A 17058-nucleotide genomic window follows, 5' to 3' on the forward strand; every position below is an offset into this window, starting at 1 on the left:
GGAGAGGTTCGATGACCGTCAACGCCCGCCGCACCGGCATTTCCGCTTCCCTTCGCCTCTCGCTGATGGGCTCCACCGCGCTGATCGGCTCCGCACTGCTGGCCGGGCAGGCCCAGGCGCAGACCGTGCCCAGCGTCGCCAATGCCGGCGGCGCCTCGATCGGCACCACCACCGCGCCCGGCGGCGCGGTGACGATGAACGTCAATCTCAACGATGCCAGCCGGATCATCGACTTCAACACCTACAATGTCGGCACTAGCGACACGGTCAATTATTCGACCACCACCGCCGGGCTGACCGACCTGGTGGCCGTCAACCGCGTGCTGACAGGCGGCGGCATTTCGTTCATCGACGGCACGATCAACGCCGCTGACGGCATCTCGGTGTGGCTCGTCAACCAGGACGGCATCAGCTTCAGTTCCAGTTCCAGCGTCAACTTGAGCGGCGGCAGCCTGATGCTCTCGACGCTCGACTTCGCCGACACCGTGGACGGCCCCTTCCGCACCGCCTTCGCGGCCGCTGGCGCGGCGAATGCCACCAGCTTCCGCTTCGCCAGCGGCGCCAGCAGCACCAGCCAGATCCTGATCGGCGGCAATCTCAACGTCGCCGGATCGATCGTGGCGGTGGCGCCCCGGATCGCCGCCGATTCGACGATAGACGCGAGCGCCGGTTCGGTCGTGCTGGTCGCGGCCACCGACGTCACCTTCACCAGCGGGCTGAGCAATCCGCTGCAGTTCACGGTCGGTGCCGGAACGACGCTGAGCGACGCGGTCAGCGTCGGCGGTGACGTCAGCGGGCAGTCGGTGCTGGTCGCCGGCGGCGTGCAGAACAGCCTCACCGCCGCACTTCTCAACGTCAGGGCGAGCGGCTCGCTGACGGCGACGGCCTCTGGCGGAACCGTGACGCTGGCGACCACCACGACCACGGTGGACGGCAATACCGCGACCATCACCAACGGCGCCGGAGCAGCCGGTTCGATCGCAGTGAACGGCGCTATCAGCGGCGTCGGCCCGGGTACCAACGCCGACATCGTCGTCAACTCGGCGCAGGACGTCACCGGCACCGGTACGATCACCACCCCCGGCGGCAACCTTGCCGTGACCGCCGCACGCGACATCACGGTGGCGGGCAGCGACTACACCGCCGGCATGAATGCCAGCTTCACGGCGGGGCGCGACGCCACGCTGGGCCGGGTTTCCACCGGCGGCGACGTGGCGACCTCCGCCGGACGCGACGCGACGTTCTCGGGCATCGTGACGTCGGGCGGTGAATTCTCGGTCCAGTCCATCCGCGACACCGCCATCAATGCCGCCATCGGGGCCGGCGGCGACGTATCGCTGGTGGTGCTCGGCGACACCTCGATCACCGACAACATCGGCAGCGGCGGCGCCTACAGCCTGACGCGCACGATCAACCTGACGCAATCGGGCGACGTGATCGCCGCCGGCAACGTCGATATCGCGGTGGTACAGGACGCCCTGGTCACCGGCCGCAACCAGTCGAGCGGCGGCGACCTCACCATCGACGTCGGCGGCGATGCCACGCTCGGCGCACTGACGGCGGCGAACACCGCCTCGGTCGTCAGCGGCGGCTTCACGCACGTAGACGGTGCGGTCGATGCAGGGGACTTCACCGTCACCGCCGGCGGCGACATCGGCTTCAGCGCCTCGATCGACAGCGATACCGATGTCAGCCTTTCGGCCGGCGGCGACACGCTCATCGAAGGGACGGTGAACGCCGGCCGGGACTTCCTGGTGACGCAGACGCAGGGCTACACGCAGGACGGCAACGTCTTCGCGGGTCGCGACGTCAGCCTTACGATCAGCGGCAACGCCAATGCCGGAGGATCGATCGAGGCCACCGGCGGCGCGGTCACCATCGACGTCGATGGCACCGCCGACTTCGGGGCCATCAGCGCCCTTGGCGACATCATCGCCGACGTCGGCCTCGATGCCCGCTTCATCGGCAGCCTGACGGCCGGAGGCGATGTCGACCTGTTCTCGGGCGGCACGCTCGCGGTGCGCGGCGACGTGGATGCCGGCGACGACTACCTCCTCGAGGCTGACGCGATCGAAGTCGGCCTGGCCGGCGTGCCTGTCACGCAGCAGGCGGCGCGGCGCGTGTTCTTCCACGCGGCGAGCGGCGACATCACCGGCTTCGACGGGCTCTCGCTGCAGTCCGACGCCGATGGCACCGGCCTCGCCAACCTTGAGCTGCAGGCGGACAACGGCACGGTCGCGTTCGCGCCCGGCACCACGCTCGTCGCCGGGCTCGCGGCCGGCCTGCCGACCCAGCGCAGCGATGTCGTCGTCACCAGCGCGCCGACCATCTCGCTCGGCGACGTCACCGGCGCCTCGCTCTATACCTCGGGCGACAGCGCGCTCACCGCGACGGGTGATATCACCACCGGCGCCCTCACCCTCGACAACGGGTTGACCATCAACTCGACCGCCGGATCGGTGACCACGGGTGCGATCGGCCTGCTCGGCGCCGACCAGGCCTTGGAGATCTACGCAGGCGGTGCCAGCGGCGACGTGACGACCGGCAACCTGTCCACCAACCATGGCGACATCTTCGTCTCCGCCGTGCGCAACCTCTCGGTCGGCGGGGCCTCCACCGCGCGTGTCGAGGGTGCTCCCGGACTGGGCGTGGCCGGCGACGTGGCTCTCTATGCCGGCGGCTCGATCCAGGCCGGCGCGATCGTCGCGGGTGAGGACTTCGCCGCCCTGGCCGGTGGTAACCTGACCGTCGCCAGCGCGACCGTCGGCGACGACATCGACCTGCTCAGCACCGGCGGCAACGTCTCGCTCGGTAACGGCCAGTCGTTCGCGACCGGAGACCTGGGCACCTCGATCGCCTTCGGTGCGACCCCGGGCCAGCCCGGATCGATCGGCGCGGCGCTGACCCTGCCCGGCACCTCGACGATCAGCCTGCGCTCGCAGACCGGCGACGCCGGTTCCGCGACGCAGCTCGTCACCGCCAATGGCGACGTGATCGTCAACGCCGCGCGCGACGTGTCGCTCGCCAGCGCCACCGCGACAGGCGGCGCCGTGGCCGTGCGCGCAGGCCGCGACGTCACGCAGACCGGCACCCTCACCTCCACCACCGAGGACGTAGCGATCGGCGCCGGCCGCAACGCCTCGCTCGGCGCCGTGATCGCGGCGGACGACATCGACATTTCGGCGCCCGGCACGCTCACCTGGACCTCGCTGCAGACGACCAACGCGGCCAGCGGCTCCAGCCGCTTCGTCGATGTCACCTCGAACGGCGCGGGCGCCAGCGACGGCGTGACCTTCGGCGGCGCCGACGCGCTTTCCGGCGGCAGCTTCGTGCGCATCCGCGCGGGCGACGTCGGCGGATCGGCGGCAGGGCCGGTCGGCCTGATCGCCGGAACGGTGACGACCAACAACTTCATCGGCAGCGGCGCCAGCTTCACCGCCGCCGCCGGCGACATCCGGCTCGGCACGGTCACCTCGCACACCGACATCTACGTCAACTCCGCAAATGGTTCCGTCACCGGCCTCCCCGATGGCTACACCGCCGTCTCCGGCGGCACGATCGATGGCGGCACCGGCGGCGCGGTGCTGCTCGACATCACCGGCAGCGGCGTGATCGGCGCGATCACTGCGGGTTCGGTCACCACGGCAGGCAATGCGGACACCCTGCGCATCCAGTCGATCGATGCGAACCTCGTCGATCTGAACGCGGTGACCACGCTCGATGTCGGCACCATCACCGCCAGAAGCGTCGACTTGTCCACCACCGGTGGTGCGCCCGCACCTGGCGCCAACCTCGAGATCACCGGCACCGATACGCTGCTGGCCGAAGGCTACGGCGCGGCGAACCTCTTCGCCGATGAGTTCGAAGCCTATATCGGCGTCCATGCCGCGAACGGGATCGCCCAGCTGGGGCAGGTCCGGGCGGGCGACAGCGGCTATATCTTCGGCAACGAGATCACGATCAGCGCCCGCGCCATTTCGGCCACCAGCGTCGATGCGAACGACGGATCCCTGTCGATGACGGCGAGCGACGGCCTGCTCGCGCTGGGCAGCGGCAGCGCACAGAAGTACATCGATATCGTCAAGCGCAACGACGATGGCGTCAGCGCCGGTTCGGGCACGACCACCGATATCGTCGATGTCGGCACCCTCAATGCCGGTTGGGCCATCAATGTCAGCAGCGCGACTTCGGCCAGAATCGCCTCGGCCACCGCGGGGGGGAACGATTCGCTGGCACGCGACATCCGTGTCAGCGCGGCGCAGGACATCGTGATCGCCGCGGCCGATGCCCGGTACGGAACGGTCGCGCTCCATGCCGGGGGCGGCATCACCGGCGGTTCGCTGATCGCCCGGAACGGCGACGTCGTGGCGCTCGCTGCGGGCGATATAGCGATCACCGCCGCCACGGCGAACGACGACATCGAACTGACCAGCACCGGCGGCGACATCACGCTGACCGATGGCACCGCCGGCTTCGTCGGCGGAACCGGTACCGGCGACGACTGGACCGCGTTCACCGGCACTCCCGGAAATGTAAGCTCGATCACGGTCAACCATTACGATACCGACCCGAACAGGGGCAACACGATCCTCCTGCGCGCGGAAAGCGGCGACATTACCTCGAGCGGCCTGCTGCAGACGCTTTCTCCCGGCAACGTGCTGGCCAATGCCAGCGGCGACATCGCGCTCTCCAGCGTGAACGCCCGCAATTCGATCGGCCTGCTTGCGGGCGGGACCATCGACGCGCTCAGCCTGGTCGCGGGGATCGATGTCTTCGCCCAAGGCGGCGGCGACGTGACGATCGGCGCGGCGAATGCGAACGACGATATCGACGTGCTCTCGCTGGCCGGCGACGTCTCGCTCACCAACGGTATCTCGCTCGGTTCTAGCGGGGGCACCTCGGTCACGGTGACCGGGGCCGCCGGCTCGCTCGGCGCCATCGCGACTGGCCTTGGCGAAGAGGACCAGCTCACCGGCTCGACCATCCGCCTGACCGCCGCGGCGGGCGACGTCACATCCACTGGCACTCTGGAAACGCAAGGCACCGGAGATATCTTCGCCAACGCGGCGGGCGATGCCTCCCTCAACGTGGCAACAGCCGCGCGCGGTTCGGTGGGCATGCTCGCTGGCGGCCTTGCCAGTGCCAATAGCCTCACCGCTTCGATCGACATCGGCGTCCAGGGCGGCACCGGGATCTCGGTGGGCACGGCCGATGCCGGCGACGACGTCGACATGATCTCGGTCACCGGCGATGTCTCGCTCGGCAGCGGTTCGTCGAGCGGCGCCGGCAGCAACCTCACCTCGGTCCTGTTCGGAACTGCGGGTGTGCTCGGGGACGTGGAAGTCGGAGCCCAGAACCCGCAGCTCGGCAACGCCACGATCCGCCTGCGGGCGATCGCGGGTGATGTCGTCTCCACCGGTACCTTGCGCACCAGCGGTCGCGGCGAGATCTACGTCAACGCGTTCGGCGATGCCGACCTGGCGACCCTCGATGTGCGCAACGGCTCGATCGGCGTGCTCAGCGGCACGGCGACAAGCGCGACGAGCCTCACCGCAAGCCGCGACGTGACCGTGCGCGGCGGCACCGGCGTGACCGTGGGCTCGGCCCGCGCCGGGGACGACATCGACATGGTGGCCGTCACCGGTGACGTCTCACTGGTCAGCGGCGTATCCACCGGGCTCGGCACCGGCGGCACTTCGATCACCTTCACCGGCGCGCCGGGCACCGATGCGGCACTGGGCGTCGCGGCCGGTGAGGACAGCGAACTCGCCAACGCCTCGATCCGCTTGCGCGCGGCGACCGGCGACGTGGTCTCCTCCGGAACGCTGCGTACCGAAGGCACGGGCGACGTCCTGGTCAACGCCGCCAACAACGCCACGCTTGCGCTGGCCGAGGCTCTCGGCGGCTCGATCGGCGTGCTCGCCGGGCGCGACGTCAGCGCCGGCACCCTTACCGCGAACGTCGACCTCGGCGTGCTGGCCGGACGCGACGCATTCCTCACCACCGCCACGGCGGGCGACGACATCGATGTTGTCGCCGGACGCGATCTTGGCCTCGTGACCGGCTCCTCGCTGGCGACCGCCGGGACCGGGGGCACCTCGGTGGCCTTCGGCACGGTCGGCGCGGCGAACGCGGTCACCATCGCCGGCACGGAAGACGGCCAGTTGACCGCCGCCACGATCCGCCTGCGCGCGGCGAACGGCAGCATCGCGGGCACCTTCACACCGGCGCTGGGCACGACGCTGACGACGGCGGGCGGCGATATTCTGCTCAACGCCGCAACCGACGTGAACGTGCTCGATGCCGACGCGGTGGGCTCGATCGGCGCCCTCGCGGGCGGACAGGTCACCGCCGCCACCCTGACCGCATCGCGTGACATCGGCGTGCAGGGCGGCACCGGCGTAACCATCGCCACCGCAAACGCCGGTGACGACATCGACGCCGCCGCGCTGACCGGCACCCTCACGCTCACCGATGGCACCGCCACCGGCACCGGAAGCGGGGCAACCTCGGTCCTGTTCACCGGCACCGCCGGAACGGCTGGCGCTGTGGGAACCGGTGCTGAAGACGCACAGCTCGGCGGTTCCTCGATCCGCCTGCGTGCGGCATCGGGCGATATCGCCTCGACCGGCACACTGCATACGCAGGGCACCGGCGAAGTCCTCGTCAACGCCAGCGGCAGTGCCTCGCTTGCAACCGCCACTGCGGACGGCGGCTCGATCGGCGTGCTAGCAGGCGGCCAGGTTACTGCCGCCACCCTGACCGCATCGCGTGACATCGGCGTGCAGGGCGGCACCGGCGTAACCATCACCACCGCAACCGCCGGTGACGATATCGACGCCGCCGCGCTGACCGGCACGCTCACGCTCACCGATGGCACCGCCACCGGCGCCGGAAGTGGCGGAACCTCGGTCCTGTTCACCGGCACCGCCGGTACGGCAGCGGCCTTGGGAACCGGTGCGGAAGATGCGCAGCTCGGCGGTTCCTCGATCCGCCTGCGCGCGGCATCGGGCGATATCGCCTCGACCGGCACACTGCATACGCAGGGCACCGGCGAAGTCCTTGTCAACGCCAGCGGCAACGCATCGCTTGCAACCGTCACTGCGGACGGCGGCTCAATCGGCGTGCTAGCAGGCGGACAGGTCACCGCCGCCACCCTGACCGCATCGCGCGACATCGGCGTGCAGGGCGGCACCGGCGTAACCATCGCCACCGCAAACGCCGGTGACGATATCGACGCCGCCGCGCTGACCGGCACCCTCACGCTCACCAATGGCACCGCCACCGGTACCGGAAGTGGCGGAACCTCGGTCCTGTTCACCGGCACCGCCGGTACGGCAGCGGCCGTGGGCACCGGTGCGGAAGATGCGCAGCTCGGCGGTTCCTCGATCCGCCTGCGTGCGGCATCGGGCGATATCACCTCGACCGGCACGCTGCATACGCAGGGCACCGGCGAAGTCCTCGTCAACGCCAGCGGCAATGCATCGCTTGCAACCGTCACCGCCAGCGGCGGCTCGATCGGCGTCCTCGCGGGCGGACAGGTCACCGCCGCCACCCTGACCGCATCGCGCGACATCGGCGTGCAAGGCGGTACCGGTGTGGCTATCACCACGGCGACTGCAGGCGACGACATCGACGCTGCCGCACTCGCAGGAAACCTGTCGCTCACCAACGGCACCGCCACTGGAGCGGGCGCCAACGGCAGCGGGGTGGTCGTCTCGGCCGCCGCAGGCACTGCTGCGGCCGTCGGCATCGGCACCGAGGACACCCAGCTCACCGCGCCGACGATCCGCCTGCGTGCCCAGGCCGGCAACGTCACCTCGACCGGCGCACTGCTCTCGCAAGGCAACGTGCTGGTCAACGCCGCGCAGGCGCTGTCGCTTAACACCGCGACCGCGACCACCGGCTCGGTCGGAGCGCTCGCGGGCACGACGGTCAATGCCGCAAGCCTCGTCGCCGGGCGCGACATCGGCGTGCAGGGCGGCACGGGAGTGACGGTCGGCTCGGCCACCGCCGGGGACGATATCGACGTCACCGCGCTGACCGGCAACCTCGCACTCACCAACGGCACCTCGACCGGCGCTGCCGGTGCGGGCGGGACCGGCGTGACCTTCACCGGCACGCCCGGCACCCTTGCCGCCGTCGGGATCGGCAGCGAGAACACCCAGCTTGCGGGTGCCTCGATCCGCCTGCGCGCAGCGACCGGCAGCGTGACCTCGACCGGCACCTTGCGTACGCAGGGCACCGGCGACGTGCTGGTCAATGCCCGAGGCGGCGTCCAGCTTGCCACCACCAGCGCTGCCGCCGGGTCGGTCGCGCTGCTGGCGGGCGGCAACGTGACCGCCGGAACCACCAGCGCCAGCGAAGACGTGGCCGTGTTGGCCGGCGGCGACGCTAGCCTGACCACCACCAGTGCCGGCGACGACATCGAAGTCGCCGCCATCGGCCTCGTCACCCTCGGCACCGCGACCATCACCAGCGGCGGCACCGGCCTCGATGCCCGTCATGCAGTGCTGTCGACCGCCCTGGCGGGGACCGTGAACGGCATCGGCCTGGCCGCCGGCGATCCGCGTGGAACCAAGAGCCTGCCTGCAGGATCGAGCCTCGCCAACGAAGCCAATGGCCGCAACATCATCGTCGAGGCATCCGACGTCGCCCTGAACGGCACGCTCACGGCCGGCAGCGGCCGCGCGATCCTGCGCAATACCGGCACGCGAGCGACGGTGGTGGGCGACCAGACCTCCACCGCAGGCAGCACCTTCGCGGTCAGCAACGCCGAACTCGGGTTCCTCAATGCCGATACCGTGGTCGTCGATTCGGGCGCCAATGCGCTCGAACTCGCGACGCTCACGGTCGCCGCCGATACCGGGCGCAGTGCCACGCGCTTCCTCGGTACCGGCGCGGTCGCAATCACCGGTCCGATCACCGTCGCCGGCACCACCCGCCGCACGCTGCAGATCGGCGGCCTGCTCGGCGATCTTGGCAACGATGCCGGGGCGGAAACACTCGCGACCTCGATCGTCGCCCAGCTCGACGGGGAGCATGCGCCCAAGATCATCGCCGGTTCGGCCGACGTCGAACTGCGCGGCGAGAAGATCCTGTTCGGGACCGAGGCGATGATCGCCGACTTCATCAATCTCGACAACGACGAGATCGCGAAACAGGTCTCCAACCCGGCATCCAAGCTCTACCGCGATCCCACCGCGATCAACGTCGGCGTCTTCCTGACGGCGAAGTCGGTCACGGTCGGCTACAAGAACTTCGCCTTGTTCCAGAACACGCAGATTTCCGCGAACCAGGGCGTGTCGATCAACTCGGTGACGGGCGGCGCGCCCGAACAGACGACGCTGGCACTGCGGCTCATCAGCACCGGAGACGAGGGCAACAACGCCTTCGCCATGTTCGGCGTGGTCAACAACTTCTCCGACACCACCGCCGCGCTGCTGACCAACGAGGCGATCCAGATCGTCAATCCGACCGGCAATTCGGACGACGTGCGGATCACCCGCTCGAACTCGCGGATCAACGGCTGCGTCATCGGCGCACCCGACCGCGGATGCCTGGCGACCGACGTGCCGCAGCCCAACTTCAACTTCTACGACGAGCGCAAGATCGCCCTCTTCGATACCGAGGAGGACACCACCATCGCGATCAGCCCGCTGATCGGTCGCGGCAACGACGGCCTCATCGTCAATGTCGCCGACGCGCCGGTGGGCATCGACACGCTCGAATGCCGCCCCGACGATCCCCAGTGCACCACCAAGGAGGGCAAGTAAGCCATGTCGCAGCGCAATCCCCGCTCCGGCGCCCGAGCCACCGCCCGCGCCGCAAAAGTCGCACTGGCCCTCGCCTCCTCGCTACCGGTCGTCGTCATGGCGACCCCGACGCTGGCCGCGCCCACACCCGAACGCTTCGCCCTGGGCACCAATGCCAACGGGGACTCCTGCTCCGCTTCGCGCGAGTGGGCGGCGGGTGACGGGCCGGTCCGCTATGCCGGCGAACAGTCCTACGTCATCAACTGCCGCGACATCGCCGCCGCCGACGTGCAGGGCTACGTCAGCGCGGCGGGCAAGGCCGCATCGGCCGAGAACTGCGGCGAGGCACTCTCCACGCAGCTGGCGGGCATCGGTGCGGCAGAAGTGCGCCGCTGCATTGACCCGACCCTGGGCAAGGCCGCGATCGACATCCGCTTCACCCACAAGGGCGTCGCCTGGCAAGGCGCGGTGATCGAGGGATCGGCGGGCGCGCTGGAAACCGCGCTGCGCGTGATCGTCGGCGGTGCCCAGGCGCCCAACGGCAACACCGCCGCCAAGGCCTCGTTCGATCTCGCCGCCGTCCCCGCCGGCCAGGCCGTCGCCACCGCTGGCGAGACCAAGGCGCTGACGGCGGAATCGGCGCTCGCCGACGGCGTCGTGGCGCTGCAGACCGGGCGCCTGCTCGATGCCTCGCGCACGCTGAACGACGCACTGCGCGCCTTCGCCAGCGCCGACGTTTCGACCCGCATCGACTTGCGCCTCGCGGCGGGCCTTGCGGAATCCAACCTCAGCCAGTTCGAACTTGCCGCGAACGACTTCGCCGTGGCCGACGGCCTGTTGCGCACCGGCACCGACCTTCCGCGCCGCGCCGAGCAGCTCCAGCAGTTGTCGACCTATCGCGGCATCGACCTCATCAGCCAGCACCGCTGGGCCGAGGCCATCACCACCCTCACCCGCGCGCAGGCCGAAGTCGGCAGCCTGGAAGACCCGGTGACGCTCAGCCGCCTCAACGAGGAATCGAACGGTGCAGGCGACAATGCCCGCGCCGGGCTCAGCGACCAGAACCAGCTCAACCGCTCGTTGCTGGAAGCACAGCGCTACACCGCGCTGAGCATCGCCTACCTCGGCGCCGACCGTGTGGACGAGGCGGATGCCGCAGTGCAGAACGCCGCGCGCGCCGCACGCATCGTCGTCGCCCGCTACGCGCCGGACAACATCGTCTGGCTGCGCACCATCATCGAGCGCCAGCAGGCCCGCATCGATGTGCGGCGCGGCGACATGAACAAGGCGCTGGCGCATCTCGACTGCGCGGTCGGCGGCCTCGCCGGCAGCGTCGCGGGCGGTGGTTGCCTGTTCCCCGGCGCCCGCCCGGTCAGCGATACCTTCCAGAACGCGCCGCTGCTCGCCGACACCCGCCTCGAACGCGCCTCGATCGCCTCGCGCGATCCGGCGCTGGGACAGGACAAAGTGCTTGCGAACTACCGCACCGCCGTCCAGACTCTGCCTGAACTGACCGGCACCGGCTACGTCTCGCTCGCCGCGCTGGAACGCTACTTCGGCCTGCTCACCCGCGCGCCCGAAAGCGCGGCGCGCGACGAGGAATACTTCCACGCGATGCAGATGATCGGCGAGCCCGCCATCGCCCGCGAATATGCGCAGCTTCAGAAGGTCGTCGCCGCCGACGAGAGCGTCGCCGACCTGCTGCGCCGCCGCGCCCTGCTCGACCGCCAGATGGTACGCCTTCGCACCGAGATCTCGAACCTGGGTACCAATACCGGCGCGGACTTCGACCGCCTCGAAAAGGAGCGCCAGGCCGCCGATACCGAGCGCGACACGATCAACAGCCAGCTGCTCTCGAGCAACCGCATCGGCGCGCTGCAGGACGAGCCTGCCACCGTCGCCGAGATCCGCGCGGCGCTGGCACCGGGCGAGGCCTATCTCAAGCTCGCCCAGCTCTATTCGACGATGGCGGGCATCGTCATCACCAGAGACAAGACCTGGATCTACATGGTCGATGGCGGCCTGGCGAAGACCGATGCCCTCACCAACGCCGTGCTGACCAGTGCCCGCCTCGACGAAGCGACCCGCTCGACCCGGCTGTTCAAGGTCGCCGAGGCCTCGCAGCTGTTCCAGGCGATCACCGGCCCGGCGGCCGAGGCGGTCGCCGGCGCCAGCCGCGTGGTCTACAATCCGGCGGGCAAGCTGCGCCAGCTGCCCCTCGCGGTGCTGGTAACCGATCCCGCCTCCGCCGAGGCCTATGCCAAGCAGCGCGCCAAGGGAGACTATTCCAAGGTCAAGTTCCTGGCGCGCGGCTCGGATACGGCGGTCGCCCTGTCGCCCCGCGCTTTCCTGCGCATTCGCAACGACGTCACCCCCTCGCAGGCCCCGGGCAAGTTCCTGGGCCTGGGCGAGAACGCCCCTGCCGAACGCGTGTCGGCGCAGGCGTCGGAGGACAAGATGCCGTTCGACTGCTCGGTGTCCTACGGCGCATGGGCAAGCGTGATGGCGTTGAACAAGCCGATCAGCGCGCGCGAACTGGGCCTCGCCGCCGACGCCCTGGGGGCAAGCGGCGCGCCCGAGATCACGCTGGGCGCCTTTACCGACGTCAACCTGCTCAGCGGTCCCGCCTCGGGCGAACTGGGCCGCTACCAGGTGATCCACTTCGCCACGCATGGCCTGCCCGAAACCCAGGTCGATTTGCCCCAGTGCAAGGTCCACCTGCCGCCCGCACTGGTGACGACGCTGGCGGCGCCCTCAGCCGACGGCCAGGTGTTGTCCGACGGCCTGCTCTCGTTCGACGAAGTGGCGCGGCTGCAGCTCGATGCCAACCTGGTCGTGCTGTCCGCCTGCGACACCGGCGCCGGCACCAGCACCGCCACGGCGCTGAAGGCGGGCCTGGAGAATGCCTCGCCCGCGCTGGACGGCCTCGTCCGCTCGTTCATCGCCGCCCGCGCCCGGGCGGTCATGGCGACGTTCTGGGCGGTGCCTGACTCGCAGCAGACGCAGGACCTGATGCAGACCTTCTACACCACCGGCCGCACCGCCGCGATGGGCGACGCGCTGAAGGTCGCGCAGAATCAGCTGATTGACACCCGCCGCTATTCCCACCCCTACTACTGGGGCGCGTACTTCCTGGTCGGCGACGGCGCCAAGACGATGCTGACCCAGCCGAAGATGGCGATGAAGTAAAAAACCTTCGCGGCAATCCAGCAAACGAGACAAGACGTACATGGGAAACCTATCGACGGATATCGCGGGCGGCTTTGGCAAGGCCATGCTGAAGGAAGCTGCCAAGGCCCAGGCCCGCTCCGACATCAATCGCGCCCTTCCGAACGATGCGAAGGCGGCGAAGCTGGCAGAAACCATGGTCGGCACCGTCATCGACGGACTTCACGATTCGGTCGTGAAAGGCGGTGTTTCGACCGCGACCCTGCAGGTCACGGTGTTGAAGGCGGGCGCGGCGATCTCCGGCCTCTCGAACGACGAGAAGCTCGAATGCGCCGCTGCCCTGCTTGAACTGGGCGCCAACGGGCTCACCCTGACGAAACAGGTTGGAGTCGCAGCGGGCGCCGAGTTCGCGACGGCGGGGCTCGCTACCCCGATCGTCGCCATGCAGGCGGTGCTGATCGCCAAGGCCGCCTACGACGTCACGAATTCGATCATAAAAGCGAACCAACAATGCGGTCCGCTCGTCATGCGCGGTTACACGTCACTGGAAGCGGACTGGTCGGAAGCGGTACGAGGCTTGGAAATTTCCATCACCAACGCCGTCATGGCACAATCTCTGCAATAACAAGGCAGCCTCTGGCGCCAGGTTACCCGGCGTTCGCCGTCGAACCGATTGCCGGGCAGCCGACCTTCACGAACGGATCGACGACGAAGGGATTTCCGCCCGCGAACGTGCGGATGCGAAAGTCGAAGCGAGCGCCGCCCTGGGTCAGGCTGCCCTCGCCGATCGCCGGTGAGGCACCGCCCTTGATCGCAGCCACCTTCATCATACGAAAAACGGCCCAAGGGCCGTTCCAGGTCCGCTGTGCCGGCGCGCCGCCCGCTAGAGTGAAGGATAGCGAAGCCCCCCCCGCTCCTGGCCAATCGAACGTGGAAGGGATGGCGGACTTGCCGTCGTAGCGCAGCGTCTGCCCGTCCACCTGCAGGCTCACCGCATCGGCGCCGGACAGCGCCACCGGCTCGATCTGGTACGACAGCCGCGGATTGTTGGGGTCGCTGGAAAAGAACGTGCGCGTGATGGTGTCCGCCGCCTGCATGGCGCGCACGGTGGCTTCGGTAAGGCCGATCTCGCTGGCATTCTCCTTGGCCGTCCAGGTGGGCGGCGTCTTGTCCAGATAGCCGCCGAGTTCGGTGTTTACGAAGTTCGCAAAGAGCCCCTGCGGCGAGAAGAATCGCGCGAAGTCGCCGACCGCGAGATCGACACTGGAGCCCGGCTGCACCGGATAGGCCTTCACCAGTCCATTGGCGCACGACTCGCCGAAACTGCCACTCATCGCCGCGCCCATCTGCGCCAGTCGCGCGCCGCCAAGCGCAACGTTGGCGTCGCTGGCGACGGCCTTGGCCCACAGACCGGCAGGCGCAGGCATCGAGTTGCCGTTCTGGTCGAGTTGCAGAATCGCCGCCTTGGCGTCCATGCTCTGCTGCGATCCGGTCTCGCCCCCGCCGCCCGGCAGCACCGCGATGACGTTGAGCTTGTCCGCCAGTTGCGTAAGCGTCTGCAACCAGGCGTCGAGTGGCGCGCCCGCTCCCTTGCCGACGAACATGCGCAAGGGCAGGAAGGCATCGACCACGGCCTGTCTCCCGCCGTCGCCGGTGGGCAGCATTCCCGCCTTGCCCGCCATGGCCAGACCTTGCGCCAGCTTGCCGCTCGCCTTGGGCATGCCGGCAGACGGCGTCATGTCGGTAGCCTTGGCGATCGCGGTGAGCAGCGGCTTGATCGGCGAGAGGGGCCCGCCGCCATCGCGCATGCGCTGCACGTTCTCACCCAGCGAAGAGACGGCGCGCACTTTGATCGAGGCGCTGTAGGACTGCCAGCGATCGAGGAACTCGGCGAAGTAGAGCCGTTCGAGGTCGGACTTCAGCCCCGCCAGTTCGCCCGGCGAAAGCTGCGCGGTGCCGGTATCGCCAACGACCCACTTCTCCTCTTCCAGCAGGCTCGCGCCCTTGGCGACGATCGGGGTGAAGATCTTGTCGTAGCCGCTGCGCGTGAACAGCGCCGGTACGCCCGCGCCGGGCGCGAAGGCACCGCTGGTGTCGAAGAACGCTTCGGGACGCGGCCCCGCATTCTCGCGCGCGGTCCACATTTCCTCGCCGGTTTCCAGGGCCTTGCTCTTGAGGCGGCCGTAGACGCGTACGGCGGCGGGTTGCGCGCGCAGCACCGAGCGCGCACCCTCGACGCGCGCGGCATCGATCGTCTGGGCTGCGAAGTTGCCGTCGAACAGCGCCTTGGTATGGCGTGCGAGTTCGCCGGCCTGGGTCTCGGCATTACCGCCGCCGCGCTCCATCCACGCCGGCTGGACCCAACCGACGACATGCTCACCCATCGCCGGGCCTTGTCCGCCGAGGATCAGGTAGGACTTGAGGTCATCATAAAGCGCGGTCGGGTTGTCACCATCCGAAGCCATGCGTTGTTCCGCCAGCCCGACAAGGATCGGCGCGAGACGACGCTTGAGATCGCGCCCGTAGATGCCGCCGAGATCGGCCGACAACCGGCTACCTTGCCCGAGGCCGAGGCCGAAGTCGCTCGCCTCTGCCATTTCGGTGGTCGCATCGCCCAGGATGCCGAGCGCGGCAACGTCCTCGTCCACCCCGCCGCCGCCATTGGCGCGCACGTTCGCATAAGCCTCGGCGGTGGCGAAGACCCGGTCGATCAGCGTCAGGTTGCGGAAATAGCCCCAGGTCCACACGCCGCAGCAGAGCGCCAGCGCGGCAAGGCTGGCGGCCACCGCGATCGTGTAGCGCTGTCCGGCGCGTTTCTCCGCCAGCGGGTTGCGTCCCGCCATGCCCTGTTCTGGAATCAGCAGGTCCGAAAAGAAGCGCTTGAGGAAGTAGCTGCGCCCCGTCCCCACGGTCTGCGCCGAATGCGTGGCAGGCGCGCCGACGCTGAGCAGGATGCGATCCACCGGGTTGCCGGTCTGGATCGAGGAGGCGAGATAGACGCCGCGCACCCGCGCTGGATTGTCGAACCGGCTCTTCTGGCCGAGCGCCTCCAGCAGCCTGCCGATCGGCGCCTGCAGCGAGGCGAGCTGCGCGGGGAAGGCCGCGATCTGCGCGCGCAGGTGCATCTGCGGCTCGTTCTGCATCCGCTCGACCACGCGCGAGGAAACCGAGGTGACGAGCGCCTCGAACCCTTCGAGCACAGACTGGTTATCGACTTGGTCGCTTTTGGCGGTCGCGCCGAAGACCTGATCCGATTCGCTGTCGGTGCTGGAACGGAAATACTCGCGAAAGCCCGCCAGCAGATCGGCCTTGGTGACGAGCACGTAGACCGGCAGATCCTGGCCCAGTTCCTTGCCGATTTCAGCCAGACGCGCGCGGATGTGGCGCGCGTGCTCGGCCATCTTCGCCGGATCGACGAAGTCGGGCGCGGGGATCGCGACGATCACGCCGTTGAGCGGCTGCAGCGGGCGGTATTGCTGGAGCAGGCCCAGGAACGACTTCCACCCCGCCGCGTCGGCGCTGGCGTCATCGTCCTGCGTGACATAGCGGCCCGCCGTGTCGATCAGCACCGCCTCGTCCGTGAACCACCAGTCGCAATTGGGGGTCTTGGGCTGGCCGCGCAGCGCGCGATACTCGCCCGCCACGGCGGTGGGAAAATCGAGCCCGCAATTGAGCAATGCTGTCGTCTTGCCCGCGCCCGAAGGCCCGATGATCGCGTACCACGGCAGCTGATAGGCATAGGCCCCGCGCGAGCCGACCTTGGCCGACTTGAGCATGTCGAGCGCCTGGGTCAGCTTGGCGGAGATCTCGTCCCGGTCTTCGGCGCCCGGCTCGGGCTTGAGCGCCTCCATCATCGCCGCGTTCTTCTTCTTCTCGCCCTTCACCGCGAGAAGCCAGAGCACACCGACGACGATCAGCGGCAGCAGCGCCGCGAAAGTATAGACCGGCCACCAGCCGAGCGGCCGGAACCCGGCGATCGACACCAGCGGGCCGACGAAGAACAGCAGCAGACCAAGCGCGAGTGCCCCGATCACGCGCCAGAACCAGCGGTTGCGGAAGAGTGCCTTCATCGCGTTTCTCCCCCCGGAACCGTGAATGAAGCAGCGGCCCTGCCTTCCCCGCGCCCGTCATCCTG

The 17058-nt window shown here is 69.0% G+C and carries 4 protein-coding genes; 3 read left to right on the forward strand and 1 reads right to left on the reverse strand.

The features are described 5' to 3' along the window. Positions 1-11: 11 nt before the first annotated feature. Genes V2S85_RS12305 through V2S85_RS12315 form a run of 3 tightly spaced genes read left to right on the forward strand, consistent with a single transcriptional unit; the run spans position 12 to position 13548 of the window. The gene (locus V2S85_RS12305) at positions 12-9776 is read left to right on the forward strand and encodes a filamentous hemagglutinin N-terminal domain-containing protein (protein ID WP_330703153.1); all 9765 of its coding nucleotides are present in this window, start codon (positions 12-14) and stop codon (positions 9774-9776) included. 3 nt (positions 9777-9779) lie between these two features. Beyond that, complete coding sequence (locus V2S85_RS12310; protein WP_330703154.1) at positions 9780-12944, forward strand: CHAT domain-containing protein; 3165 nt, start codon at positions 9780-9782, stop codon at positions 12942-12944. Between the two features lie 40 nt (positions 12945-12984). Further along, positions 12985-13548 carry a hypothetical protein gene (locus tag V2S85_RS12315; protein ID WP_330703155.1) on the forward strand — a complete coding sequence of 188 codons (564 nt, stop codon included), beginning with the start codon at positions 12985-12987 and terminating at the stop codon, positions 13546-13548. A gap of 22 nt (positions 13549-13570) precedes the next feature. Here V2S85_RS12315 and tssM read toward each other — a convergent pair whose 3' ends face one another. Further along, positions 13571-16993: a type VI secretion system membrane subunit TssM gene (gene tssM / locus V2S85_RS12320; protein ID WP_330703156.1), complete on the reverse strand. Its 3423-nt coding sequence runs from the start codon at positions 16991-16993 to the stop codon at positions 13571-13573. Positions 16994-17058 lie beyond the last annotated feature (65 nt).

The organism is Novosphingobium resinovorum, assembly GCF_036352595.1.
In the GTDB taxonomy this organism is placed as follows: domain Bacteria; phylum Pseudomonadota; class Alphaproteobacteria; order Sphingomonadales; family Sphingomonadaceae; genus Novosphingobium; species Novosphingobium resinovorum_B.